Consider the following 25,220-nt stretch of genomic DNA (forward strand, 5'->3'; position numbering starts at 1 on the left):
GAATCGCGCCGGGGCCTGTGGACTACCGGCCGGTTGTGGAAAACTCCGCCACCGTCACGTACCGCTCGCGCACCTCCCGGTAGCGCACCAGCTCGGCGGCGACCGGGTCCAGGACCCTCGCCCGGCCGCACGCGGCCGCGGCCTCGCGCAGCCGTCGCTCCGCGTCCTGCCCGTAGCGCCGGGCCGGTCCCCGGATGGCCGCCGCGCAGGACCACTCCACCAGCGGCCCGCCGACGACTCCGGCCAGCATGATGAGCGCGGGGGTGACGAGCCCCGGCTCCAGGACGCCGATGATCTGGCCGACCAGCCACAGACCGCCGAAGATCTGGATCAGCGTCATCGACACCTGGGCCAGCACCGCGGCGGGCCACCACTTGGGCCGGGGCGGCTTGGCCGGGCGCCCGCCGACCGGGTGGCCGCCCCTGCGGCCCCGCCCCTCGGCACCGTCGCTCCCGGGCTGATCATCCCGGCCGGAGCCGCCGCCCCGCCCGGTGGCTCCGGAGCTCCGCCCGGCACCGCCGCCCCGCCCGCCCGCACCGGGCGCCCCCGCCTTCACGGCCAGCTCGTCCAGCGCTTCGGGCAGCCCCTTCGCCCCGCTGAACGCGGCTTCCCGCACCGCCTGCGCCCAGGGTCCGGGCAGCCCGTCGGCGGCGTCGTCCGCGACGATCCGGACCGCCTGTTCGACCCGCTGCCGGGCCGTCAGTTCCTCCTCGGGCGGGGTGAGCGCCTGGCCCATCCGGTCCAGGCTGCCGGGCAGGCCCCGGGACTCGTACCAGCGCCACAGCCGCAGCCACGGCGTCCCGCAGGCACGGCCCGCGTTCCTGCGCCATTCCCGCTCGGCGGCCTGCCCGGCGGCCGCCGCCCCGACGGCCTCGGCCAGCCGGTCGGTGAACTCCTCCCGGGCCCGTTCGCCAAGACCCGGCCGCCCCTCCGCCACGTACACGGGGCGCAGCCGCGCCGCCGCCGCGTCGACGTCGGCGGAGAGGCGGCGGGTGGCGGCGGTGCGGTCCTGGACGAACCGGCCGACCATCTCGCGCAGTTCGGGCACCCCGTCACCGGTGAGCGCGGACAGGGACATGACGGTGGCGCCGGGTTCGCCGTGCTCGCCGAGGGCGATGCCGTCCTCGTCGAGGAGGCGGCGCAGATCGTCGAGGACGAGGTCGGCGGCCTCGCCGGGCAGCCGGTCGATCTGGTTGAGGACGACGAAGGTGACCTCGGCGTGTCCGGCGAGCGGGCGCAGATAGCGTTCGTGCAGGGCGGCGTCGGCGTACTTCTCCGGGTCGACGACCCAGATCACCGCGTCGACCAGGGCCAGGACCCGGTCCACCTGTTCACGGTGTTCGGTGGCCGCCGAGTCGTGGTCGGGAAGGTCGACCAGGACGAGCCCTTGGAGCACCTCGTCGAACGCGACGGGCCCGGGGTGGGGCCTGCGCCGCAGCCGCCCCGGGATGGCGAGGCGGTCCAGCAGTCCGGCGGCCCCGTCGGTCCAGCTGCACGCGATGGGCTGGGAGGTGGTGGGGCGGCGCAGCCCGGTGTCGGAGATCTGGGCCCCGGCCAGCGCGTTGAACAGGGTGGACTTCCCGCTGCCGGTGGCGCCCGCGACGGCGACGACGGTGTGCCGGGAGGAGAGCCGCTGCCGGGCCGCGGCCTCGTCCAGCACCCGTCCCGCCTCGGCGAGGGTGTCCCGGTCGAGCCGGGCCCGGGAGAGCCCGACGAGTTCGCGCAGGGCGTCCAGGCGGGCGGGCAGCGGTCCGCCCGAGGGAACGTACGCCTCGACCTGTGGCCGTACGTCGTCCTCGTCCGGGACTCCGGGCCCGGGCTCCCCGCCCCGGCGGGCCTCGGCAGCGGCGGCCCGGCGGGCGATGAGTCCGTCGTCCCAGCGCCGGCCGGTGCGCTCGCCGTCGGGCCCCGGCGCGGGCCCGTCCTCGCGGCCACCGTCCTTCCGCGGGCGGGCCTTCGCCGTGCCGTTGTCGTGGTCCTCGTCCGTGACGGCGGTCATCGCTGCCACCTCTCCTTCTGCAGTACGGAAAGCGCGGCGATCAGTTCGGCCTGGGGTTCGGGGGCGACGTCGAGGGTGTCGAGCGGGGCGAGGCGGCGGTCGCGTTCACCGCCGAGCACCTGGTCGATATAGCCGGTCAGCAGCTCACCGCCCTTGTCACGGAGCCTCAGCGCACCCTGGGCGCCGATGCGTTCGGCGAGCTGCTCCCCCGCCGTACGGGCCCGTCGGCCGCCGAGGAGGGCGGCCGCGAGGAGGGCGGCGACGGTCTCGGGGTCGGGCGCCACGCTGCGGTCCAGCTGGCGCACCTCCTCGTCGGCCAGCTCCTCCAGGACCCGCCGCCACCTGCGTACGGCGACGGCGATCCGCCCCTCGACGTCCTCGGCGGGCCCCCATCCCCCGGCGTCCCGTCCGGCGCCGTCGAACCGGAACAGGGCCCCGGCGGGCTCGCGACGCCACTGGGTGCGGATCTGTTCGTCGGCGGCGGAGACGGAGCACTGGAGGAGGGCCACCAGGCTGTCGACGAGCGCTTCGAGGAGTTCCTCGGGCGCGCTGTAGAGCGGGTAGCCGCGCCACCGGGTCCGCGCGTCCCCGGAGAGCACCGCCCCGCTCTGGAGGCGTCGCCTGATCCGTGCGGCCTCCTTGCCGTACGCGTCCTCGACCACCCCGGTCAGCCGTACGGAGGCGGCGTACTGGGCGGCGACGGCGGCGGCCAGCTCGGGCATCCGTACGTTCAGCGACTCGATGACTCCGGACGCGGTGCGCCCCACCGCCTGCTGCCGGGCCGCGGGGTCCTGGGCGCGGTGGGTGAGCCAGGCGCGCAGCGGGGCGACGGCGGTGGTGGGGAGCAGTCCGCTGCCGCCGCCCGCGGACTCGGGCAGTTCGGGGATGGTGAACCGGGGTACGTCCCCGAGTCCGGCCCGGGTCAGCAGCGCCGCGTACTGCCGGGACACCTCGGCGATCACCTGGTGGGGCACCCGGTCGAGGACGGTGATGAGGGCCGCGTCGTACTCCTTCGCGGTACGCAGCAGGTGCCAGGGCACGGCGTCGGCGTAGCGCGAGGCGGTGGTGACCATCACCCAGACGTCGGCGGCGCAGATCAGCTCGGCGGCGAGGACCCGGTTGCGGACGACGAGCGAGTCGATGTCGGGGGCGTCCAGGATCGCGAGCCCGCGGGGCAGGCTGACGGCGGTCTCCACCCGGAGCGCGGTCTCCCCGTGCTCACCGCGCGCCCCGAGGTCGTCGAGCCCGTCGGGGTCGGGCGTCTGCCCCGGCGGCAGCCAGATCCGGGTGAGCTGCGGCAGCACGCGTACCCCGGCGAACCAGTGGTGGTCGTCGGGGTGGCAGACCAGCACCGGGGTCCGTGTCGTGGGCCGCAGCACCCCGGCCTCACTGACCCGGCACCCCACCAGCGAGTTCACCAGCGTGGACTTCCCGGCCCCGGTGGAGCCGCCGATCACGGCGAGCAGCGGCGCCTCGGGGTCCTTGAGGCGTGGGAGCAGGTAGTCGTCGAGCTGGGCGAGGAGTTCGACCCTGGTCTGCCGGGCGCGTTCGGCCCCCGGCAGGGGCAGTGGAAGACGCACAGCGGCGACACGGTCGCGCAGGGCGGAAAGTGCGTCGATGAGCTGAGGCCGTACGTCCATGGTCACCACATGCGAAGAATGCCCAATTTTAGAGCCTTTTTGAAGCTTATAGCCCCCTCTGCGCGGCGGTTCCACCCTCCGGACAGAGTCCGGACAGAGGGGACGAGTGGGGCAGGGGCATAACGAGTGCACAACACCCGGCGCGCGGGGGGCGAAAACCGGTGCAGGAATCGCACCCACCTGCGATTATCGGTTCGCTTCACCGAACCTCCACATCGTGCCACGCAGGTGAAGCAACCGGGTCCAGGGGATCGGAGCCCTATCCTTGTCCCGGCACGGCCACGGAACCACCGATCAGGACTCCCGGCCCCCGTAGCTCAGTGGATAGAGCAGGTGCCTTCTAAGCACTTGGCCGCAGGTTCGAGTCCTGCCGGGGGCGCACGATCCAAGACCCTCTTTCGAGAGGGTCTTTTCTGCTGGTCAGGGCTGTTTCCGACGACCCGGTCGGGAAGCCGGGAAGCGACGCCGAGGCGGCTTGGAATGTCCCGCTGAAATTGCAATGCCCCGCTGAAACCGGCTGGTGGCGAGGTTCGGCCTGGAACCGGCCGACGGCGAGTTTCGTCGGCCGATCGGCCCGGAAGCGGCCCGCAGTTCGGGCCGTCCGCTGAGGCTCTGTCGCTGCGGTGGCCGGGCTCAGGCTCGCCCGGCTCGGAGCCGAAGGGGATCGCGTGCGGAACGACGTGGCGGCAGTGCGATGGACCGGCTTGAGGAGTACAGGCGAGAGCTGACCGGCACTGCTACCGGTGAGGTGTACAGCGAGAGCTGACCGGGTACGCCTGCCGGATGCCGGGGTCGTACGCCGAGGCCGAGGGCTCCGTGCGGGAGACGCTGGTCCGGGTCTGGCGGAACGCCGACCGGTTCGAAGGCCGCTCGTCGCCGCGGTCGTGGGCGTACCGCATCGCCACGAACGTCTGCCTGGACGCCCTCGCCTCCGGCAGGCGCCGGGCGCTGCCCACCGTGCCGCCGAGCGCCTCTTTCCGCTCTTCGGCCTGCCGGACCGTCCGGGCGAGGACGCCGCCCCCGGCATCCTCCCCTGGCTACGCGCCGGAATCCTCGGCGAGGGTGTGGGCGACGAGGGCGTTCGCGTGGCCGTGCCCCAGTCCGTGCTCGGACTTGAGCCAGTTCACGAGCTCCATGTGCTTGGCGAGGGGGGAGGTGCGAATGAGCTCCTGCCACTCCGTGACCGGACGGCCGTACTTCTTCTCAATGGAGGGGAAGTAGCTGGCAGGACCCTTCACCGCGTCGGCCATGAGATGCCTCGCTTTCTGTCCGGTTCTGTCCGGACGATCCGGTTTCGGTCCGGACGATCGGGATGGTCTGGCTGATCACGACGACCGCGCCGACCGTCAGGCCTAAGGGCTGTCCGCCGGAGAGTACGGCACAGCCCCTAGGAAGCCACGCCGCCCAGCCACAGCACGTCACGCGCCCGGGTCATCGCCACGAACAGCTGGCTGCGCAGCAGCTCTTCACGCTCCCGTGCCGTTTCGGCCGCCTCCGCCGCGTGGGCGTCGCCGGACAGCGACGCGTTCGGCAGGGCGGCAGTGTGCTGCGGCAGGTACACACGCTTGAACTCCAGGCCCTTGGCCCTGCGATAGGTGCCCAGCTTGACCGCGTCGACGGGGCGGCCGTCGTAGTGCTCCAGCAGGCACACCGGGATCTCCGCCTGGGTGAGCAGCCGTTGGTAGTGGCCGATGGCCCGCACGGAGGGGCACAGCACGGCGGCATCGGCCCGCGCGCCGTCGGGCAGGGCGTGCAGCGCGTCGAGGAGCGCCCGGTCGTGTTCGGTCACCGTCGGCTCGGTGACCCGCACCACCTGGCCGTCGTGGTACGTGAGATCGACGTCCCGGCGGCCCGGTGTGCGCAGGCCGTCGATGTCGTCGAACGCGACATCGGCTACCACCGCGAGTGCCGTGTCGAGGATCTCCTTGCTGTTGCGGTAGTTGGTGCGCAGGACCTGGCCGCGGTCGCCCCGGATGTCGATGCCGGCGTCGGCGAGGCGGAACCCGCCCGGGTAGACGGCCTGTTGGCCGTCGCCCACCAGGAGGAGGCCGTTGGGGGCATCGCCGGCCAGGGCGTGCAGCAGGCGCACCCCGACGAGGGTGAGGTCTTGGACCTCGTCGACTATCACGGCCGAGTAGGGCGGCTCCCCCGTGTGCCGCGTCGCCTCGGTCAGGGCGAGGGAGAGGACGTCGTTGAAGTCGTGCACACCGCGTTCGGCGCGCAGCGACTCGTACGTCTTGTACAGCTCCCACACGGCCTGCCGGTGTGGCCTGCGCAGAATCGCCCTGCGGCGGCGCCGGGCCACGGTCGCGTACTCCTCGAAGCCGGTGATGCCACGGCCCTTGATGACGTGGTCGATCTCCTCGCGCCAGTAGCCCGGTGCCGGGTCGATCTCGGCGAGGCGGCTGCCGCGCCCGACACGCGTCCAGGCGAGGCTGAAGGCGGTCTCGGCCTTGTCCTTGTGCAGCCGGACCTGGACGCCGCGCTCCTGGAGGAACTCGTGCGCCCACGCGTGCAGACCGCGGAAGTCCACGCGGTCGGCGACCGCCGGGGACATGGTCCGCAAGAAGGTGCCCTGGACCCGGGGCAGGTTGTTGGCGAACGTGACGAACAGAATCCGGCCGCTGGTACGCCGGGCCAGGTGGGCCGCGCGGTGCAGGCCCACAACGGTCTTGCCCGTGCCCGCCGGACCGCTGATGCGCGCCGGGCCCGACCAGTTGCGGCGTACCAGCGCGACCTGGTCGGGGTGGAGGAACGTCATCCACTGCTCGATCGGGGCCCGCATCGCCTCTTCCAGCGCCGCGTCCCGCAGACCGGAGAGGTCGAACAGCCCCTCGGGTTCGGACTGCTGGCGCGCATCGGCCTGGCGAGGAAGCGCGGCGGGAGGCGGCGGGGCCGTCTGGGCGACCTCCGATCCCTCGTAGTCGGGGAAGACACGCTCCAGATGGTCGGCGATCGCCCGGACCGATTCCTTACGCAGTCGGGAGCGTTCGGACAGGAGGGCGGGGCCGACCTCGTGCTCCCCCAGGAGCCGGACACGGCCGAGCTCCGCGTCGACCCGGCGGCCCGCGAAGACCATGATCGGCTGGACCGCCACCGGGGACAGTCCGAGCGAGGCGACCGCGCCCTCGGCGGCCTTCGTCACCGCCAGGAGCTTGGTGGCGTGCTCGTCGCGCGACTCGCCGCCCGCCCGGAGCTTGCCGTCCAGGACCTCGGGGGCGGACCGCCAGTTCTTGACGTCGATCACGAAGACCCCGCCGGGCCCCACCAGCAGCATGTCCACGTTGGCGGTACGCGTCCCCGGCCACCGCCGGTCCACGAGCAGACGCCAGCCGCGCTCCGTGAGCACCAGCAGCTGAGCGGCGACCAGGCGTTCGCCCTCGCTCCCCGCCTCCCACTGGCGTGCCTGGCGCCGGGCCGCCTGCCACTGTTCACGCAGCAACCGCTCCTGGCGCCACGCCTCCTGGGCCCGTCGCGAAGCCGACCCGCCTGCCCCCATACCCAGCCCCCCTCGTACACCCCGTAGTGATCATAGGACGGTCAGCGACGGGGCGGCAGGGCGCGTCGCTTTCCGGGGCTTGACGAACAGCGTGGCCGCGAGCGCCGGAAGGAGCGGCCCGGCATCCGCGTCGCTGGACACCTCGCCCGCAGGGGAGTCCGGTTCCTCGTTTGACCGCTCCACGCCCCCGCCCCCTGGGGGACTCCCTGGTGTCTCACGCGTCCCGCCGCCTCAGGAGCAGCAGGGCGGCCGACGCGACGGCGGCCGTGCAGACGGCCACCAGGAGCAGGGAGGGCCAGGGGCCGAGGCTGCCCACGGCGTCGGCGGTGGCCTCGGAGGTCTGGGTGAGCTTCTCCAGGGCGGCCGTCGGGGAGACTCCGGCCACCCAGCGCTCGGCGTCGCCGAAGAGGGGGCCGAACAGGGACGGCAGGAGCAGCAGGCCGATCACCGTGGTGACCGCCCCGGCGGAGTGGCGTACGAGGGTGCCGACGGCCAGGCCCAGCACGGCGGCCACCGCGAAGGAGGCGGCGATGCCGAACAGGGCGGGCAGCGGCTCGCCCTGCGCGTAGCGGCCCTGCGGCAGCAGCGCGTCCCCGACGAGGTAGGCGAGGGAGCAGGAGAGCAGGGCGAGGACGTACATCACGCCCGCCACCAGGGTCGCCTTGGCCGCGAGGACGGTGCCCCGGCGGGGGACGGCGGCGAACGTCGTACGGATCGTGCCGCTGCTGTACTCCCCGGTGACCACCAGCGCACCCACCACCGCCGCCAGCATCTGGGCGACGACCGAGAGCGTGAGGCTGCCGCCGAGGACGGTGTCGTCGGGTTGCAGGCTGCCGGTGGCGGCGACGAACACCGCGCCCACGACGGGAAGTGCGGCGGCGACCACCGTCGTCCACACCGTGGAGCGCACGCTGCGGAACTTGATCCATTCGTAGGCCAGGGCCTGGGCCCCGGGGGCGGCTGTCGTCATCGGACTGTCTCCTTCCGGCTCGCCGAGGGGGTCCTGTCCTCGGCCCGGTAGGCCCGGTACTCCACCGAGGGCTGCGACAGCGCCGTGTAGACCTCCTCCAGCGAGGAGTGTGCGGGCGTGAGTTCGTGGACGGCGATCCCGTGGTCGCGGGCCAGGTCGCCGATGGTCGCGGCGTCGGGTCCGTCGACCCGCCAGCCGCCCCGGGCGTCGAGCCGGACGCCCGCTCCGGCCGCTGCCAGCAGGGCCCGGAGCTTCTCCGGTTCGGGGGACCGTACGAGCGTGTGGGCGCGGGAGTTGGTCTCGATGAAGTCGCGCATCGTGGTGTCGGCGAGGAGCCGGCCCTGTCCGATCACGATGAGGTGGTCGGCCGTGAGCTCCATCTCGCTCATGAGGTGGCTGGAGAGGAAGACCGTGCGGCCCTCCGCCGCCAGCGACTTCATCAGCTCCCGGACCCAGCGGATGCCCTCGGTGTCGAGGCCGTTGACCGGTTCGTCGAGGATCAGCACCTCCGGGTCGCCGATCAGCGCGGCCGCGATGCCGAGCCGCTGGCCCATGCCGAGCGAGAAGCCCTTGGTGCGTTTGCGGGCCGTTGCGACCGGCAGGCCGACCAGGTCGAGCACCTCCTCGACGCGGCGGCGCGGGATGCCGTTGCTCGCCGCGAGTCCGGCCAGGTGGTGGTAGGCGGAGCGGCCGCCGTGGACGCCCTTGGCGTCGAGCAGCGAGCCGACGGCGCGCAGCGGGCGGGGCAGGTCCCCGTACGCCTTCCCGCCCACGGTGACGCGCCCCGCGCTCGCGGAGTCGAGGCCGAGGATCAGGCGCATGGTGGTCGACTTCCCGGCGCCGTTCGGGCCGAGGAAGCCGGTCACCCTGCCGGGCCGGACGGTGAACGACAGGCGGTCGACGGCGGTCCGGTCGCCATAGCGTTTGGTGAGTTCCGTTGCTTCGATCATGCCGCCGACGCTACGAGCGGGGGGCCGGGGGCGAATCCTCCGGCGGGAGCCGCCTCCTACTCCCGCCGGAGTACGGCCGTGTCGGCGTGCGGTCAGCGGTCTCCGGCTCTGACCAGGCCCGTTTCGTAGGCGAGGACCACCAGCTGGGCCCGGTCGCGGGCTCCGAGCTTGGTCATGGTCCGGCTGACGTGGGTCTTCGCTGTCAGCGGACTCATGATCAGCTCCTTGCCGATCTCCTCGTTGGTCAGTCCGGCGGCGACGAGCGCCATCACCTCGCGCTCCCGGTCGGTGAGGACCGCGAGCCGTTCGGCGCCCGCCGCCTCGGGGGCCTTCAGCCGGGCGAACTCCTCGATCACCTGACGGGTGACGGCCGGGGCGAGCAGGCTCCGGCCCGCGGCGACCGTGCGGATGGCGGCGCGCAGGTCGTCCGGCTCGATGTCCTTGAGCAGAAAGCCCGCGGCACCGTGGCGCAGGGCCTCGAAGACGTACGCGTCCACCTGGTACGTGGTGAGCATGACCACGCGGACGTGGTCGAGGGAGCGGTCCCGCGCGATCCGGCGGGTGGCCTCCAGTCCGTCGACGCCCGGCATCCGGATGTCCATCAGCACGACGTCCGGGCGGGTCATCCGGACCACCTCGACGGCCTGGGCGCCGTCGGCCGCCTCCGCGACGACGATCAGGTCGTCGGTGAGGTCGAGGAGGGCCCGGAATCCGGCCCGTACGACGGTCTGGTCGTCGGCGAGGACCACGCGGACCGTCGTCGCGCTCGCGGATGTACCGTCCGGCCGCTCGGTCATGAGGTCGCTCCGGAGGTCGTGCTCATGGGGTCGCTCCGGAGGTCATGCCCACGGGGTCGCGCCGGAGGTCGTGCTCACCGGTCGCTCCAGGAGTGGTGTTCACGGAGTGCCCCCTTCGGCCGGGAGCTCAGCCGGAAGTTCCGCCGGGTGTTCCTCCGGGAGCTCCGCCGGAAGTTCGGCGTGAACGCGGAACCCGCCGCCCGGGTCCGGACCGTACGTCACACTGCCGCCCACCGAGACCGCCCGCTCCCGCATCCCGATCAGGCCGAAGCCCTGGTCGGCGGCCCGGGCTCCGGGCCGGTCCGGAGGCGGCGGGACCGGCGGGCCGTCGTCCACGACCTCCACGCGCAGCCGGGGGCCGGTGCGGGTCACCGACACCGCGGCGTGGGTGGCCGCGGAGTGGCGCACCACGTTGGTCAGCGCCTCCTGCACGATGCGGTACGCGATGGCCTCGACGACTGCCGGAACCCCGGCGCCCCCCGTGTCCCGGCGCAGGCTGACCCGTACCCCACCCGCCTCGACCCCCGCCGCCAGCTCGTCCAGCTGGGCCAGGCGGGGCGCGGGGGCCGTGGACTCCTCCTCGCGCAGGACGGAGAGGGTGGCGCGCAGCTCCCGTACGGCTTCCTTGCCGGAAGCGCGCACCTGGGTCATCGCGCGCCGGGACACCTCAGGGGCCGTGTCCAGCGCGTCGAGGGCCACCCCGGCCTGGACGGTCATCGCGCTCACGGTGTGCGCGAGGATGTCGTGGACCTCCCGGGCGACCCGCGCCCGTTCCTCCCGGACCCGGCGGGCCGCCTCCCGCTCGCGGTCCTCCTCGGCCCGGACGGCCCGTGCCGCGTACTCGGCGAGCAGTTCCCGGCGGGTCCGTACCACCTCACCCAGCAACAGCGGGACGAGCGGCCAGACCATCTCCAGGACGGGCAGGCCCTGCGGGTTCACCACGTCCCGTCCCACCGCCAGCGCGACCGCACCGGAGGCGAGCGAGGCGACGACCGCCGTCCACAGGGTGCGCCGCCGGTCGCCCAGCAGCGCGACCGTGTACAGGGCCACGATCACCGGGAGGTTCAGCAGCTCCCCGATGTGCCCGTACAGTGCCCACCCGGCGCAGGCCGCCCCGGTCACACAGGCCACCGGAACGGGCCAACGGCGGCGGCAGACGAGTGCCGCCAGCGAGACCGCGAGCAGCGCCCAGGTCAGCGCGTCGGCCTGGCGGTAGCCGGGCTCGTTGACCGCCGCGTCAGCCGCCGTGAACACCCCGACCACCGCCGCCACCAGCAGATCCGCGGCGAGCGGCGGCAGGGCCCGCGCGCGGGCGGCCAGGCGGTCGAAGGTCATCACCCCCTCACGGTAGGAGGCGCTGCGCCCGGCCGCATACGACAGAGGGAGTACGGCAGCGGGAGTACGGCAGCGGGCGCGGGAGTACCCGGGGCGCGTCGCTCCGGCGGTACGGCACAACCCCCGCCGCAGCATGCTCCCGGGCAGGCGTTCGGACCTGCTCGGACGGGAGTTCGGGAGGCGGCGCAACCTTCCGCCGGACGGGACGTTCGGCAGGGTTCGGAAGCGGGCAAATCATCAGGTAGGCCATATGTGGCCCTCCCCTCACCCTCCAGGCCGCTCCCGACGGCCGCATCAACCGGCGCACCTGCGCAACTCCCCGTTCTTCCTCTCCCCCCCGGGGCCGTCGGTCCCGCCGCACGCACAAGGGACCGCGGACACCGAACCACGCACACCGAACCACGCACGACGAACAGCCTCACGACGAACCGCCCGCACACCGACCGCCCGCACACCGACCACCCCGTGTGAACCCACGCCCCCGCTTGACCCCACGCAGCCGCTGGGAAAGGAGCGCCACGATGGCGACGCCGCTGTCCGCCGAAAAGCTGCTCAAAGCCCTCCGCGACGAAGGCCTCCACGTCGTCGAACACCGGAGCTGGCGTACTAACAACCGCAACCACAAGGGCCCCTGGGGTCCGACGCACGGGGTGATGATCCATCACACCGTCACCTCGGGCACCACGTCCTCCGTCGAGCTCTGCTACAACGGCCACTCCGCCCTGCCCGGCCCGCTCTGCCACGGCGTCATCGCCAAGGACGGGTCCGTCCACCTCGTGGGCAACGGCCGCGCCAACCACGCCGGACTCGGCGACGACGACGTACTGCGTGCCGTCATCGCGGAGAAGGCCCTGCCCCCCGACAACGAGGCCAACACCGACGGCAACCGGCACTTCTACGGCTTCGAATGCATCAACCTCGGCGACGGGAAGGACCCGTGGCCCGCCGCCCAGCTGCTGGCGATCGAGCGGGCCGCCGCCGCCGTCTGCCGGGCCCACGGCTGGACGCAGCGGTCGGTGATCGGGCACCTGGAGTGGCAGCCGGGCAAGATCGACCCGCGCGGGTTCACGATGAACTCGATGCGCACGAGAATCGGCAAGCGGCTGGGCGGCGCCCCGGACGGCCCCTCCAAGCCACCGCCGAGACCGAGGTACGAGCCGTACCCGGGGGCCGCGTTCTTCAAGGTCGGCCGCAACAGTCCGATCATCACAGCGATGGGAAAGCGCCTGGTCGCCGAGGGCTGCGGCCGGTACACGGTGGGCCCCGGCCCGGCGTGGTCCGAGGCCGACCGTCGGTCGTACGCCGCCTGGCAGCGCAAGCTGGGCTACACGGGCGGCGACGCGGACGGCATCCCCGGCAGGACCAGCTGGGACCGGCTGAAGGTCCCCGACGTGTGACGCTGGAGGCCGAAGGTCACCCGCCTGCGGGTGACCCGGCGACTGGCTGTCCGCCTCCGAGGAGCGGTGCGATGACGGTAGAGGTACGGACGGTCACGGCCAAAGGACTGCCCCGGTACGCCGACGGCATCCGCGACGTGTACGCACGAGCGTTCGCGGGCCCGCCGTGGAACGAGGATCCGGCCGGGGCGGACGCCTACGCCGAGCGGCTGGCGCGGGACGCGCGGCGGCCCGGGTTCACGGCGGCGGTGGCGGAGGCGGAGGCGGAGGCGAGAGCTGATGTGGCGGTGACCACGGCCGAGGGGAGGGTGGCGTCGGCTGAGGGGACAGTGGCACCGGCCAAGAGGACGGTGGCGTCGCCCGGGGGCGCGGTCCGCGGTTTCGCCACGGGCTGGAGGACACCGGAGGTCTTTCCCGCCGACCGCAGCTACGGGCAGGTCGCCGAAGCCCTCGGACCCGAGCGTACGCGGGCGTGGCTGTGCGGCGCGCTGGAGGTGGACGAACTGGCCGTCGCACCGGAAGGCCGGGGCGCGGGGCTGGGTGCGACCCTGCTGGACGCCGTGACCGCGCCCGCGGCGGACGGCCGTTGCTGGCTGCTGACCTCCGTACGGGCGCAGGCCGCTCTGCGGCTGTACGAGCGGGCCGGCTGGCACCGTGTCGCCGCACCCGTACCGGGCCGGGCCGCCCTCGTGGTGCTCCTCGGCCCCCGTCACCCCCGGCGCGCGGAGGCGGGTCGGGGATGACGCCCTACAGAGCCGCGGTCAGCAGGGCGCACGCCGCCAGCGCGAGCGCGGTGCGGACCCGGTGGAGGGTGTTCCAGCGGGGCTCGAAGGCCGCACGCGCCGCACTGTCGTCGCCGCCCTCGGACGCGGCGAGGGCGTTGTTGAGCGGGACGTTCCCGGCGATGGTCACTCCATGGCCGGCAACCACGCAGACCAGGGCGGCCACGATGGCGGGCCCCGCCACCTCGTCGTGCTCTCCCAGGCCGGTGACGAACGCGGCGGCGGGCAGGGCGACCACGCCCAGGAACAGGACGAGGAAGACGGGCCCGGGAACCTTCTCATTGAAACGGCGCATGGCAGCCGTGAACTGTTCGTCCGTCAGTTCTGCGAGGCCGGGCATGATCGCGACCAGGAAGGTCAGCATGAAGCCCGCGTAGAGGCCGTTGACGATCGCGGAGAGCGCCAGGAGCAGGGAGGTCATGGCGGACATCATGACGCGGAACTCCGGTGCGCACAGCCATCTGCCGGATGACTGCACGGACACCTCCGCGCGGACGCCCTCCCCCTCCCCGCTCCCTCTTCCGCCGCCTCCTGCTCCCGCCCCGCTCGGTCGATCCCGCCCTCAGCCGATCACGCGCTCAGTCGATCTCGCCCTCGGCCGGTTCCGGTCCCTTGTCCGTGCCCGGTCCGCCCTTGAGCCGGTTCGCCTGGCCGATGGCCGTGGCCAGCTTCCGTACGGAGCTGTCCTCGGTCGCCTCCGCCAGTTCCGCCGCCCGGGACGCCAGTGCGCCGAGCCCGGGCGCCCCGGGGAGGTCGCCGTTGCGCAGGTTGTCCGCGAAGTAGGCCGCCACGGCTGCCACTTGGAGCCGGTCGGTGTCGCCGCCCCACAGGGGGCCGCCGATCGCGTCGGTCCGTACGGTGCCGGTCTTCTCGTGAGCCTTGCGGGTCTTGGGGTCGAGCCAGCGCACGGTGGCCCGGGCGACCGTGCCGGACGTGCCCGCGCGCAGGCGTACGGCATACAGCGCGGTCACCGTGTGGCCGGGGCCGACCTCGCCGCCATCCACGCTGTCGTTCCGGAAGTCCTCGTCGGCGACCTTGCGGTTCTCGTAGCCGATCAACCGGAACTGCCGCACCGTCTTGCGGTCGAACGCCACCTGGGCCTTGGCGTCGCGCGCCCGGATTTCGAGGTGGGCGGGCAGCTGGTCGACGAAGACCTTGCGGGCCTGCTCGTCGTCACCGACGTACGTGGTGTTCCCGTCGCCCTTGTTGGTGAGCTGCTCCATGAACGCGTCGCCGTAGTCGCTGCCGACCCCGACGCCGAAGAGGGTGATGCCGTACTCGCGGCGGGCCGAGTCGATCTTCTCCAGGATGTTCTCGGCCTTGGTGTCACCGGTGTTGGCCAGCGCGTCGGACAGCAGCACGACCCGGTTGGTGGCGCCCTCGCGGTGGCCCTCGACGGACTCCTCGTAACCGAGGGTGATGCCCGCTTCGGCGTTGGTGGACTGCGCCGGCCTCAGCTCCGCCACCACGCCCTTGATCCGGTTCCGGTTGTCCTTGATACGAGTCATCGGGAGCCGGGTCTCGGCCTCATTGCTGAAGGTGACCAGGGAGATGGAATCGTCGTCGCGCAGCTCGTCGGTGAGGACCGTGAGGGACTTCCTGACCAGGTCGAGGCGGCCGACCTCGGCCATGGAGCCCGAGATGTCGACGACGAACGTCAGCGCCGCGGGCGGCCGCTCGCTGGCCGGCGGGGCGGTCTTCGTGGCCAGGCCGACCCGCAGCAGCGACCAGCCGGAGGCTCCGGTTCCACCACCTCCGCCTCCTCCCCCGCTCTCGCCTCCGCCCTTCAGGGTGTCGATGCGCGCCCCGTCCACGGTCACCGAGAAGCCGTTGCCCGTAGGCCGTTCGTACCCCTGGCGGAAGCTGTTGACGAACTCCTCGGGCCGTACGTCCTGGGGTGCGGGCAGCTTGCCGTCGCCGAGGGTGCGGCGCGCGTAGCCGTAGCTCGCGGTGTCCACGTCCAGGGCGAAGGTGGAGAGGAAGTCGGGCTCGGCCGGGTCCGGCCGCGCCCCGTCCTCCTCGCTCTCCCGGACCCCCTGCGCGGGCGCGGCCGCATCGGGCGCGGGCTGTCCGCCGGTCGCCCCCGGCCCCTTGCGGGCGGCGGAGTTGCGGTCGGCGGTGGCCCCGCTGTCTCCCGTGCCGCCGCAGGCTGTGAGCAGCATGCCGCCCGCCAGCAGGAGCGCGAGAACTCCGGTCCGCCGGACCGCAGCCCGGCTCCCTGCCCCCGCGCCTGCCCTTGCCCGCTTCCCGCGCCGCTGACCGTGCGGTCCGAGCCGACTGGCCTGGTTCATTCGTAGCCCCCCACGTTGTCACGATGTCCTCGACATCTGTGAATGTGACGTATGGGGCCCTGGGGCGGATCCGACGAAAGCGTTGCGGAACCATCTCGATGCGGCAACAGCGGGCGGGTGACCGGCGGAACATCAAGTTCAGGACACGATGTCCTTACGGCTGAACCCGCGGAAGGCCAGCGCGAACAGGATCAGGGCATAGGTCACTGATACGGCCGTGCCCTTGATCATGCCGCCCCACTCCAGTTGCGGCTGAAGCGCGTCGGCCCAGGCGAACTGCCAGTGCGCGGGCAGGAAGTCGCGCCAGGAGCCGAGCGCGGTGATCGCGTCGAGCACATTGCCGAGAATGGTGAGGAAGACCGCGCCGCCGACCGCGCCGAGCGGCGCGTCCGTCTTCGTGGACAGCCAGAACGCCAGCCCGGCGGTGACCAGTTGGGAGACGAAGATGAACGCCACCACGAGCGCGAGGCGCGGCACGGTGTCCCCGGCCGCCAGCGCTCCCCCGGTGGGCAGTTTCAGCGGGCCCCACCCGTAGGCCGCCGTGCCCGCCGCCAGCGCGACGACCGGCAGCAGCACCATCGCGGCCAGGCTGAAGCCCAGCGCCACGACCAACTTGCTCCACAGCAGCCGCACACGCGGCACCGGCGCGGCGAGCAGATAGCGCAGCGAGGACCAGCTCGCCTCGGAGGCGACGGTGTCCCCGCAGAACAGGGCCACCGGGATCACCAGCAGGAACCCGGCCGAGACGAACAGTGCGGTCGCTGCGAAGTTCGCGGCCGACTCGGTCGCCACGTCCATCAGGTTGATCCGGTTGCCGCCCCGGCCGCCGCCCTCGCCGTCCGGTGTGCCGCCGATCGCGAAGGCGATGATCAGGATGAACGGGAGGGCGGCGAGCACCCCGCCCATGAGCAGGGTGCGGCGCCTGCGCAACTGCCGCATGGCCTCGACGCGGAGGGGGAGGGTGCGCCCGGCACGGTAGCCCGCGGCCTCCGGGTGCTCGGTCTCCACCCGGGACTCGGGGGGCTGGACGGGGGCGCTCATGCTGCTCCTCCGGAGATCAGGGTGAGGAAGGCGTCCTCCAGGCGGCGGTGCGGTCCGACGCCGGTGACCGGGACGTCGAGCCGGACGAGGTCGGCGACGAGCCGCGAGGTGGTGGCCCCGTCCAGGCGGACGAGGAGCCCGCGCCCGTCGTCGGTGCGGACGGCGGAGCCGATGCCGGGCAGGGCGGCGACCTTCTCCGCCAGCGGCTCGGACACCTCCTCCGCCACGCTCACCAGGAGCATGTCGCCGGAGCCGGTGATCTCGGCGACCGGACCGGCCTGAACGAGCCGGCCCCGGTCCATGACGACCAGGTGGGTGCAGGACTGCTCGACCTCGGAGAGCAGGTGGCTGGAGACGATGACGGTCCGGCCCCCGGCCGCGTAACGGATCATCACGTCCCGCATCTCACGGATCTGCGGCGGGTCGAGCCCGTTGGTCGGCTCGTCGAGGATCAGCAGGTCCGGCATGCCGAGCATGGCCTGCGCGATGGCGAGCCGCTGCCGCATGCCCTGGGAGTACGTCCGTACGGCACGGGCCAGCGCGTCTCCGAGTCCGGCGATCTCCAGGGCCTCGTCGATGCGGGCGTCCTCGGCGGGGCGGCCGGTGGCCTGCCAGTACAGGTCGAGGTTGGCGCGCCCGGAGAGGTGCGGCAGGAACCCGGCCCCCTCCACGAACGCCCCCACCCGGGACAGCACCGGGGCCCCGGGCCGGATGGCCTGCCCGAAGACGCGGATCTCGCCCTCGTCGGGGCTGATGAGCCCCATGAGCATGCGCAGGGTCGTCGTCTTGCCCGCGCCGTTGGGCCCCAGCAGCCCGAGCACCTGCCCCTTCTCGACGCGGAAGGACAGCTCGCGCACGGCGTACCGGTCGACGGACTTCGCGTACTTCTTCGAGAGCCCGGTGATCTGGAGCGGTACGTCGGCGAGTTCGGGGTCCGGCGCGGGCGTCGCGGTACGGCGGCGGGCCGTGAGCAGCAGACCGGCCGCGATGGCGAGGGCGGCGGCGGGAAGGCCCCAGGTCCACCACGGGAGCGCGGCGGCCGCGGTCCGCACGGCGGGCGCGGTGGGGATGGTCAGCGGTCCGTCGGCGGTCACGGTGTACGTGGCGGGCTCGGCCGGGGACGCGTAACCGAGGTCGGTCGCGGAGAACACCAGCCGCAGCCGGTGTCCGGCGTCGAATTCGTGGTCCACGGCGGGCAGGGCCAGTTCGAGGGGCTTGCCCTGCTGGTCGGGGGTGATCCGGTAGGGGGCGACGAGCTGGTGGGGCAGCACCTGCTGCCTGCCGTCCGGCGACACGTCGTACACCTTGCCGAAGAGCACCGCGTCCCGGCCGCCGCTCGCCGTCACGTTGACCTTGACGGTCGGTGTGCCGGTGACGCGTACGGAGGTGTCGAGCGGGGCGGACTCGAAGCGGCCGAACTGCCCGGGGAAGTCGAGCGAGAGCCCGACGCCGAGGGAGGAGAGCTGGGCGAGTCCGCCGCCGATGCCCGGCACGGCGGAGATGGCGGGCGGCGAGGAGCCGGCCGGGTTGCGGAAGGTCTTCGTCCCGCCGCCGAGCGCGAGTTCGCGGCCGCCGCTGCGCAGCCCGGGGTAGGTGTCGCTGCTGGCCCCGCGCAACAGGGCGGCGCCGTCGGTGGAGTCGATGCCTCCGGTCCGGCTGACCCGGAAGGCGGGCCCGGTGTCGGTGCCGGTCTCCTCCTTCAGATACCGGTCGAACCAGGCCCCGACGCGCCTCTCGACGCGACTCGTCTCGCTGTCGCCGCCGTCGTGCCCGCCGGAGATCCAGTCGACGGAGACGGGCGCGCCGTTGGCGCTGATGGCCTTCTGCATGGCGTCGGCGTGGCCGAGCGGGAAGAGGGAGTCGGACTGCCCCTGGAGGAGGAGCGAGGGAACGTTGATGCGGTCGGCGACGGCGGACGGCGACCGCTCGGCGAGCAGTTCCACCGCCTCGGCGTCGGGCTTGCCGCTGACGGCGACCCGCTCGTACATCTCGCAGAGCCGCTGCTCGAACTTCTCGCAGCCGCCGCCGGTGGTGATGAAGATCCCGGCCCAGAGCTTCTTGAAAACCCCTTCGGGGAAGAGGGCGTCGGCGAGGTTCCAGTAGGTGATCACCGGCGCGATGGCGTCGACGCGCTCGTCGTGCCCGGCGGCCAGCAGGGACACGGCCCCGCCGTAGGAGGCTCCGGTGAGGCCGACCCGCGGGTCGCCCTTCCCGTCGAGCTCGACCTCGGGCCGCCCGGCCAGCCAGTCGATGAGCCGGGAGACATCCCTGACCTCGTGCTCCGGGTCGTTGAGGGAGATCTTCCCGCCGGACTTCCCGAAGCCGCGCGCGGACCAGGTCAGCACCGCGTACCCGTCGGCGGCCAGCTTCTCGGCCTGGGCCCGAACGTCGTCCTTGCTGCCGCCGAAGCCGTGCCCGACGAGCACGGCGGGCCGCTTGCCGGACCCTTCTCCGTAGAAGTACGAGGTGTCGACCGGCACCCCGTCCATCCGCAGTGTCCGGTCCTCGCGCTGCACGGCGGGCGAGCCGTCGTCGGCGACGGCGCTGAAGGTGCCACCGCCCACGAGCACGGCGAGCGCGGCGCCGGCCGCGGCCCACCGGCCGGGGGTGCGGGGCAGCAGGCGCCGCCATCGAGCAGTAGGGGTCTCCATCCCTCGACCCTAGTCGGCGGACGCAACTCGCTTACCTGCCTCCAGGGTGAGGTGGGCGGCCTCCCTGAGAGGTACGGTGCACCTCCCCCGTACTCCGGACGCGGTACGGAATTTCCGCCTCGGGAGGCCATTGTGGACATTCGCCGCGCAACGACGGCCACGGAACTCCTCGCCGCCGGCCACCTCTTCGACACCCCGCCCCGCGAGACCTGGGCCGCCCGCTTCCTCGCCGCGGACGGCCATCTGATGCTGATCGCGTACGTGGACGGCGTCCCGGCGGGCTTCGTCTCTGGCATCGAGATGCTGCACCCGGACAAGGGCACGGAGATGTGCCTGTACGAACTCGGCGTCGACGAGGCGTTCCGCCGCCGGGGCATCGGCGCGGCCCTGACGCGGGCGCTCGTGGACATCGCCCGGGAGCGCGGGTGCTACGACCTGTGGGTCGGCGTGGAGCGCGACAACGAGGCCGCGCTGGCGACGTACCGGTCGGCGGGGGCGGCGGACGACGGGGGGTTCGCGATGCTGACGTGGGAGTTCGCGGGGGAGGACGCTTCGGAGCAGAGCGAGCGGGGCACGTAACCCGTCGCACCGCTCACACCGCGATGTCCCCGGCGGGCCGCACGGGGCGTGGCGCGGCCAGGTCGAGCGGGGTCTCCACCGGCAGCAGGGCGGCGGCCCGCTCCCGCTCACCCGCCCGGACCGCCGCGTGCACCTCGCGCGCGAGCGGGGTCACATCGCGGACGGACACGGTCCACTCGTCCGCGTAGCGCCGGGCGGCCTCACCGCTCAGACCGAGCTGGAGGGAGCGGTACGGCAGCGGGTTCAGGTCGAGGTCGCGCTCGGGGTCCCACTGGACCCGGGCGGGGGCGGTGCGCAGGCTCCGCTTCCAGGACCTCTCGTCGGGGTGCACATCGCGTACGTAGTGGGAGAGTTCGGCGTGCGCGAGGGCCCACTCCAGTCCGGCCCGCTCGATCTCGACGGCGAGGACGACCTCCTGCCCCTCCTTGGTGCCCCAGCCGCAGCGGTACATCATCCACAGGAAGCTGGGCTTGACCCAGGTCATCCGGTCCCGCTTCCAGGCTTCGGGGAACCGCCCGTCGCGCGCGGCGGGCAGCCCGATGTCGGGCCAGTACGCCTGGTAGACGGTGACGGTCGAGGCGGTGTGCCGGGCGCGGATCTCGTAACGGGGCGGGAGGGGCTGGGTGTTCATACGCCCAGGATGAGGGACGCGTACACATCAGGGCACCCGGATTTCCGCCGGCGGCCGGGCGCGCCCGAAGCCCCCGCCCGCGGCGAACGCGGACGGGGGCCGGGGCCGGGGGAAGCGGGGCGGCCCTCAGTGGTTGCGCGGGAAGCCCAGGTCGACGCCTGCCGGGGCGTCGGCCGGGTCGGGCCAGCGGGTGGTGACGACCTTGCCTCGGGTGTAGAAGTGCACGCCGTCGTTGCCGTAGATGTGGTGGTCGCCGAAGAGCGAGTCCTTCCAGCCGCCGAAGGAGTGGTAGCCGACCGGGACCGGGATCGGGACGTTGACGCCGACCATGCCCGCCTCGACCTCCAGCTGGAAGCGGCGGGCCGCGCCGCCGTCACGCGTGAAGATCGCGGTGCCGTTGCCGAAGGGGGAGGCGTTCATCAGGGCGACGCCGTCCTCGTACGTGTCCACGCGGAGCACGCACAGCACCGGGCCGAAGATCTCGTCCTTGTACGCGTCGGAGTCGGTGGAGACCTTGTCCAGGAGGGACAGGCCGATCCAGTGGCCGTCCTCGAAGCCCTCGACCGTGTGGCCCGTGCCGTCGAGGACGACCTCCGCGCCCTGGGCGGCCGCGCCCGTGACGTAGGAGGCGACCTTGTCACGGTGGGCGGCGGTGATCAGGGGGCCCATCTCGGAGGTGGGGTCGTTGCCGGGGCCGATCTTGATCTTCTCGGCGCGCTCGCGGATCTTGGCGACCAGCTCGTCGCCGATCGCGCCGACCGCGACGACGGCGGAGATCGCCATGCAGCGCTCACCGGCGGAGCCGTACGCAGCCGATACCGCCGCGTCGGCGGCCGCGTCCAGGTCGGCGTCCGGGAGGACGAGCATGTGGTTCTTCGCGCCGCCGAGGGCCTGGACGCGCTTGCCGTTGGCGGAGGCGGTGGCGTGGATGTAGCGGGCGATGGGGGTGGAGCCGACGAAGGAGACCGCCGCCACGTCGGGGTGGGCGAGGAGGGCGTCCACCGCGACCTTGTCCCCGTGGACGACGTTCAGCACACCGTCCGGAAGGCCGGCCTCCGAGGCCAGCTCGGCCAGCAGGTTGGCGGCCGACGGGTCCTTCTCGCTGGGCTTCAGCACGAACGTGTTGCCGCACGCGATCGCCAGCGGGAACATCCACATCGGCACCATGGCCGGGAAGTTGAACGGGGTGATGCCCGCGACGACGCCCAGCGACTGGCGGATGGAGGAGACGTCGACCCGGTTGGAGACCTGGGTGGACAGCTCGCCCTTGAGCTGCGTGGTGATCCCGCACGCCAGCTCGACGATCTCCAGACCGCGGGCGACCTCGCCCAGCGCGTCCGAGTGCACCTTGCCGTGCTCGGCGGTGATCAGCGCGGCGATGTCGTCGCGGTGGGCGTCCAGCAGCGCGCGGTAGCGGAAGAGGACCGTGGTGCGCTGGGCGAGGGAGGACGTGCCCCAGGTCGCGTAGGCGGCCGTCGCCGCGGCCACTGCCGCGTCCACCTCCTCCACCGAGGCGAGGGCCACCTGTGTGGTGACCGCGCCGGTCGCCGGGTCCGTGACGGGACCGTACTGGCCCGACGTGCCCTCCACTGTCTTGCCGCCGATCCAGTGGTTGACGGTCTTCGTCATGACGTACTCCTTCAGGCTTCGGGCTTCAGGCAGGCGCAGGCGTGGTTTCACAGGTGGCGGCGTCGGGCGGCGACCTGTCGGGCGTACTCCTCCCGAGCCCTGACCGCCGCCGGGCGGCTCGCGGTTTCGGCTACCGGAACATCCCACCACGCCTGTGCCGGAGGGGGGCCCGACACTGTGTCGGGCGTTTCGGTCTCGACGTAGACACAAGTGGGGCCCTCCGCGTCGCGGGCCTCTGCGAGGGCTTTGCGCAGGTCGTCAATGGTGGTGGCGCGCAGCACGTGCATGCCGAGGGAGGCCGCGTTGGCGGCGAGGTCGACGGGGAGGGGCGGGCCGGTGAAGCCTCCGTCGGCGTCCCGGTGGCGGTAGGCCGTACCGAAGCGCTCGCCGCCGACCGCCTCGGAGAGGCCACCGATGGAGGCGTACCCGTGGTTCTGGAGGATCAGCAGTTTCAGCGGCAGTCCCTCCTGGACGGCGGTGACGATCTCGGTGGGGTTCATCAGATAGGTGCCGTCGCCGACGAGCGCCCAGACGGGGCGGCCCGGCCGGTCCGCGCGGGCCTGGGCGGCGGTCGCGAGCAGGACGCCGATCGCGGCCGGGATCTCGTAGCCCATGCAGGAGTAGCCGTACTCGACGTGGTACTGGTCGCGGGAACGGGTCCGCCAGAGCTTGTGCAGATCGCCGGGGAGGGAACCCGCCGCGTTGATCAGGATGTCGTCCTCGGTGACGAGCGTGTCGAGGAGACCGAGGACCTGGGTCTGGGTGGGGCGCGCGGAGGGGTCCGGGGTGGCGAAGGATGCCTCGACCCGCTCCTCCCACGCCTCCTTCGCTCCGGTGTACTCCGTCTCGTACGCCGGATCGACCCGGTACCGCCGTCCGGCGAGTGCCGCTGTGAGCGCCTCCAGACCGGTGCGGGCGTCGGCGACGAGCGGGAGGGCGGCCAGCTTGTGGGCGTCGAAGCCGGTGATGTTGAGGTTGAGGAAACGTACGTCCGGGTTCGCGAAGAGCGTTCCGGACGCGGTGGTGAAGTCCGTGTAGCGGGTGCCGATGCCGATCACCAGGTCGGCGCTGCGAGCCAGCTCGTCGGCGGTGGCGGTGCCGGTGTGCCCGATGCCGCCGACGTCGGCCGGATGGTCGTGGCGCAGTGCGCCCTTGCCCGCCTGCGTGGTGGCGACCGGGATGCGGGTCGCGGCGGTGAACGCGGCGAGCGTCTCCTCGGCAGCGCTGTGGCGGACCCCGCCGCCCGCGACGATCAGGGGGCGGCGGGCCGAGCGCACCGCCCGAACGGCCGCTTCCAGTTCGAGCGCGTCGGGAGCGGGCCTGCGGATGTGCCAGTCCCGCTCGGCGAAGAACTCCTCCGGCCAGTCGTACGCCTCCGCCTGGACGTCCTGCGGCAGCGCGAGCGTGACCGCCCCGGTCTCGGCGGGGTCGGCGAGGACCCGCATCGCCTGGAGGGCGGCCGGGATCAGCGCCTCGGGCCGGGTGATCCGGTCGAAGTAGCGCGAGACGGGGCGCAGACAGTCGTTGACCGATACGTCTCCGGCGTGCGGCACTTCGAGCTGCTGGAGTACGGGGTCGGCGGGCCGGGTCGCGAACGCGTCGCCGGGGAGGAGCAGGACGGGCAGGCGGTTGATGGTGGCGAGGGCGGCCCCGGTGACGAGGTTGGTGGCCCCCGGGCCGATGGACGTGGTCACCGCGTGCGCCGAGAGCCGCCCGGACTGACGGGCGTACCCCACGGCCGCGTGCACCATGGCCTGCTCGTTGCGGCCCTGGAGGTACGGCATCCGGTGCGCGATCCCGGTCCTGGTACTGGTCCCGGTCCCGCCTCCGCTTCCGCCGCCGCCCGCTTCCACGAGCGCCTGGCCGATGCCCGCGACGTTGCCGTGGCCGAAGATGCCCCAGGTGGCGCTGATGAGCCGCCGGCGGCGGCCGTCGCGCTCGGTGTACTGCCGGGCCAAGAAGGCGACCAGGGCCTGAGCGGTGGTCAGACGACGGGTGGGACAGAGCCGGTTCGCGGGACTCGTCGGGCTCGCGGGACTCGCGGAGCCGGTGGGATTCGTCGGGCTCGCGGGACTCGTCGGGCTCAAGGCGTTACCTCCGGGCCGGGCGACGGATGCGCCGTGTACAGCGGGAGTCTGGCGTCGATCGGTTCGTCTCGCCAGGTGTCGCGGATCCAGCGGTGGTCGGGATGGTCGCGGATCAGCCAGGCGCGCTCCGCCCCCGGCCCCGCCATCACGTTGAGGTAGTACAGCGTGCGGCCGGGCGGGGCGATGGACGGGCCGTGCCAGCCGTCGGGGATGAGGACGGCGTCCCCGCTGCGGACTTCGGCGAGGACGTCCGTACCGCCGTCGCGCGACGGGGAGACCCGGTGATAGCCGAGCCCGCCGTCCTCGACCTCGAAGTAGTAGATCTCCTCCAGCTCGCACTCCTCGCCCGGGACGTGCTCGTCGTGCTTGTGGGGCGGGTACGAGGACCAGTTGCCGCCGGGGGTGAGGACCTCCACGGCGATCAGCCGGTCGCAGTCGAAGGTGTCGGCGGCGGCGAAGTTGTTCACCTGGCGCGAGCAGGTGCCGGAGCCGCGCAGCTCGACGGGTACCTCCGGCGCGGGGCCGTAGCGAGCGGGGAGTCGTCGCTCGCACTTCGCTCCTGCCAGGGCGAAGCGGCCTCCAGCGCCGGAGGCGATCTGTGCCTGGGCGTCACGGGGTACGTACGCGAAGTCGGAAACCCCGCTGAACACGCTTTCCCGGCCCAGCAGTTCAAAAGTCTCACCTGCTGTATGCACCGTACAGCCGCCGGTCAACGGCAGGACGATCCATTCGCTCCCGCCGGTGACAAGCGTGTGAACTCCACCGGGCCCCAGCTCCAGCACCCGCAGGCTCGACCGGTCCCATCCGGCCCGCTCGGGATCGATATCGAGGGCGTACGGGCCGTGCGCGGCGCTGCCGGAGACCAGGTGGTGCCGGTTCGGATGCTGGTGCTGGTGCTGGTGCTGGTGCTGGTGCTGGTGATGCGTCGTCATGTCCGACTCC

At 73.0% G+C, this 25,220-nt stretch carries 19 protein-coding genes, 1 tRNA gene and 1 pseudogene; 5 read left to right on the top strand and 16 right to left on the bottom strand.

Translation table 11 applies throughout. The annotated features are described in order from the left end of the window. Window positions 1-22: 22 nt before the first annotated feature. Together ACZ5WC_RS24815 and ACZ5WC_RS24820 are read right to left on the bottom strand one after the other, a co-directional pair. Window positions 23-1,999 (bottom strand): YfjP family GTPase, encoded by a 1,977-nt coding sequence (locus ACZ5WC_RS24815; RefSeq protein WP_468542855.1) that lies wholly within the window; start codon window positions 1,997-1,999, stop codon window positions 23-25. Continuing rightward, a complete protein-coding gene (locus ACZ5WC_RS24820) occupies window positions 1,996-3,639 on the bottom strand; it encodes an ATP-binding protein (protein WP_468542856.1) in 1,644 nt (547 codons plus the stop codon). The genes ACZ5WC_RS24815 and ACZ5WC_RS24820 overlap by 4 nt, the downstream gene beginning before the upstream one ends. 306 nt (window positions 3,640-3,945) lie before the next feature. Here ACZ5WC_RS24820 and ACZ5WC_RS24825 point away from each other — a divergent pair. Continuing rightward, window positions 3,946-4,018 (top strand) — tRNA-Arg (locus tag ACZ5WC_RS24825). 404 nt (window positions 4,019-4,422) lie between these two features. After that, window positions 4,423-4,593 (top strand): annotated as a pseudogene (locus ACZ5WC_RS24830) (sigma factor); the annotation flags it as partial. Window positions 4,594-4,676: 83 nt separating this feature from the next. On the opposite strand, the gene ACZ5WC_RS24835 reads toward ACZ5WC_RS24830, so the two are convergent. The 6 genes from ACZ5WC_RS24835 to ACZ5WC_RS24860 all read right to left on the bottom strand — a co-directional run bounded on the left by ACZ5WC_RS24835 (window position 4,677) and on the right by ACZ5WC_RS24860 (window position 11,190). After that, complete coding sequence (locus ACZ5WC_RS24835) at window positions 4,677-4,889, bottom strand: DUF4287 domain-containing protein (RefSeq protein ID WP_468542857.1); 213 nt, start codon at window positions 4,887-4,889, stop codon at window positions 4,677-4,679. 137 nt (window positions 4,890-5,026) lie between these two features. After that, complete coding sequence (locus tag ACZ5WC_RS24840; protein WP_468542858.1) at window positions 5,027-7,081, bottom strand: nuclease-related domain-containing DEAD/DEAH box helicase; 2,055 nt, start codon at window positions 7,079-7,081, stop codon at window positions 5,027-5,029. A 271-nt stretch (window positions 7,082-7,352) separates the two neighbouring features. Further along, window positions 7,353-8,108 (bottom strand): ABC transporter permease, encoded by a 756-nt coding sequence (locus ACZ5WC_RS24845; protein ID WP_468542859.1) that lies wholly within the window; start codon window positions 8,106-8,108, stop codon window positions 7,353-7,355. Next, window positions 8,105-9,058: an ABC transporter ATP-binding protein gene (locus ACZ5WC_RS24850; protein ID WP_468542860.1), complete on the bottom strand. Its 954-nt coding sequence runs from the start codon at window positions 9,056-9,058 to the stop codon at window positions 8,105-8,107. Before ACZ5WC_RS24850 ends, ACZ5WC_RS24845 begins: the two co-directional genes overlap by 4 nt. A 92-nt stretch (window positions 9,059-9,150) precedes the next feature. Next, window positions 9,151-9,855 carry a response regulator gene (locus tag ACZ5WC_RS24855; protein ID WP_468542861.1) on the bottom strand — a complete coding sequence of 235 codons (705 nt, stop codon included), beginning with the start codon at window positions 9,853-9,855 and terminating at the stop codon, window positions 9,151-9,153. A gap of 99 nt (window positions 9,856-9,954) precedes the next feature. Next, complete coding sequence (locus tag ACZ5WC_RS24860) at window positions 9,955-11,190, bottom strand: sensor histidine kinase (RefSeq protein WP_468542862.1); 1,236 nt, start codon at window positions 11,188-11,190, stop codon at window positions 9,955-9,957. Between the two features lie 521 nt (window positions 11,191-11,711). On the opposite strand from ACZ5WC_RS24860, the gene ACZ5WC_RS24865 reads away from it, so the two are divergent. Continuing rightward, on the top strand, window positions 11,712-12,587 hold the full coding sequence (locus ACZ5WC_RS24865; RefSeq protein ID WP_468542863.1) for a peptidoglycan-binding protein: 876 nt from the start codon (window positions 11,712-11,714) through the stop codon (window positions 12,585-12,587). 71 nt (window positions 12,588-12,658) lie between these two features. Beyond that, complete coding sequence (locus ACZ5WC_RS24870) at window positions 12,659-13,330, top strand: GNAT family N-acetyltransferase (RefSeq protein ID WP_468542864.1); 672 nt, start codon at window positions 12,659-12,661, stop codon at window positions 13,328-13,330. A gap of 4 nt (window positions 13,331-13,334) precedes the next feature. Here ACZ5WC_RS24870 and ACZ5WC_RS24875 read toward each other — a convergent pair whose 3' ends face one another. The 4 genes from ACZ5WC_RS24875 to ACZ5WC_RS24890 form a co-directional block, all read right to left on the bottom strand. After that, window positions 13,335-13,802, bottom strand: coding sequence for an anthrone oxygenase family protein (locus tag ACZ5WC_RS24875; protein WP_468542884.1), 468 nt, complete (start codon window positions 13,800-13,802; stop codon window positions 13,335-13,337). A gap of 145 nt (window positions 13,803-13,947) precedes the next feature. Continuing rightward, window positions 13,948-15,660, bottom strand: a complete 1,713-nt coding sequence (locus tag ACZ5WC_RS24880; RefSeq protein ID WP_468542865.1) for a vWA domain-containing protein — start codon at window positions 15,658-15,660, stop codon at window positions 13,948-13,950. Window positions 15,661-15,798: 138 nt separating this feature from the next. Then, window positions 15,799-16,701, bottom strand: a complete 903-nt coding sequence (locus tag ACZ5WC_RS24885; protein ID WP_468542866.1) for an ABC transporter permease — start codon at window positions 16,699-16,701, stop codon at window positions 15,799-15,801. Next, window positions 16,698-19,352 carry an alpha/beta fold hydrolase gene (locus ACZ5WC_RS24890; RefSeq protein ID WP_468542867.1) on the bottom strand — a complete coding sequence of 885 codons (2,655 nt, stop codon included), beginning with the start codon at window positions 19,350-19,352 and terminating at the stop codon, window positions 16,698-16,700. The genes ACZ5WC_RS24885 and ACZ5WC_RS24890 overlap by 4 nt, the downstream gene beginning before the upstream one ends. Window positions 19,353-19,484: 132 nt before the next feature. On the opposite strand from ACZ5WC_RS24890, the gene ACZ5WC_RS24895 reads away from it, so the two are divergent. After that, window positions 19,485-19,931 carry a GNAT family N-acetyltransferase gene (locus ACZ5WC_RS24895; protein ID WP_468542868.1) on the top strand — a complete coding sequence of 149 codons (447 nt, stop codon included), beginning with the start codon at window positions 19,485-19,487 and terminating at the stop codon, window positions 19,929-19,931. A 13-nt stretch (window positions 19,932-19,944) separates the two neighbouring features. Here ACZ5WC_RS24895 and ACZ5WC_RS24900 read toward each other — a convergent pair whose 3' ends face one another. The 4 genes from ACZ5WC_RS24900 to iolB all read right to left on the bottom strand — a co-directional run bounded on the left by ACZ5WC_RS24900 (window position 19,945) and on the right by iolB (window position 25,210). Next, the gene (locus tag ACZ5WC_RS24900) at window positions 19,945-20,562 is read right to left on the bottom strand and encodes a DUF4291 domain-containing protein (RefSeq protein WP_468542869.1); all 618 of its coding nucleotides are present in this window, start codon (window positions 20,560-20,562) and stop codon (window positions 19,945-19,947) included. 126 nt (window positions 20,563-20,688) lie between these two features. Next, window positions 20,689-22,191: a CoA-acylating methylmalonate-semialdehyde dehydrogenase gene (locus ACZ5WC_RS24905; protein ID WP_468542870.1), complete on the bottom strand. Its 1,503-nt coding sequence runs from the start codon at window positions 22,189-22,191 to the stop codon at window positions 20,689-20,691. A gap of 47 nt (window positions 22,192-22,238) precedes the next feature. Beyond that, window positions 22,239-24,278: a 3D-(3,5/4)-trihydroxycyclohexane-1,2-dione acylhydrolase (decyclizing) gene (iolD, locus tag ACZ5WC_RS24910; RefSeq protein WP_468542871.1), complete on the bottom strand. Its 2,040-nt coding sequence runs from the start codon at window positions 24,276-24,278 to the stop codon at window positions 22,239-22,241. Further along, window positions 24,275-25,210: a 5-deoxy-glucuronate isomerase gene (gene iolB / locus ACZ5WC_RS24915; protein ID WP_468542872.1), complete on the bottom strand. Its 936-nt coding sequence runs from the start codon at window positions 25,208-25,210 to the stop codon at window positions 24,275-24,277. Before iolB ends, iolD begins: the two co-directional genes overlap by 4 nt. Between the last annotated feature and the right edge of the window lie 10 nt (window positions 25,211-25,220).

Source organism: Streptomyces sp. NPDC033165 (assembly GCF_055577965.1).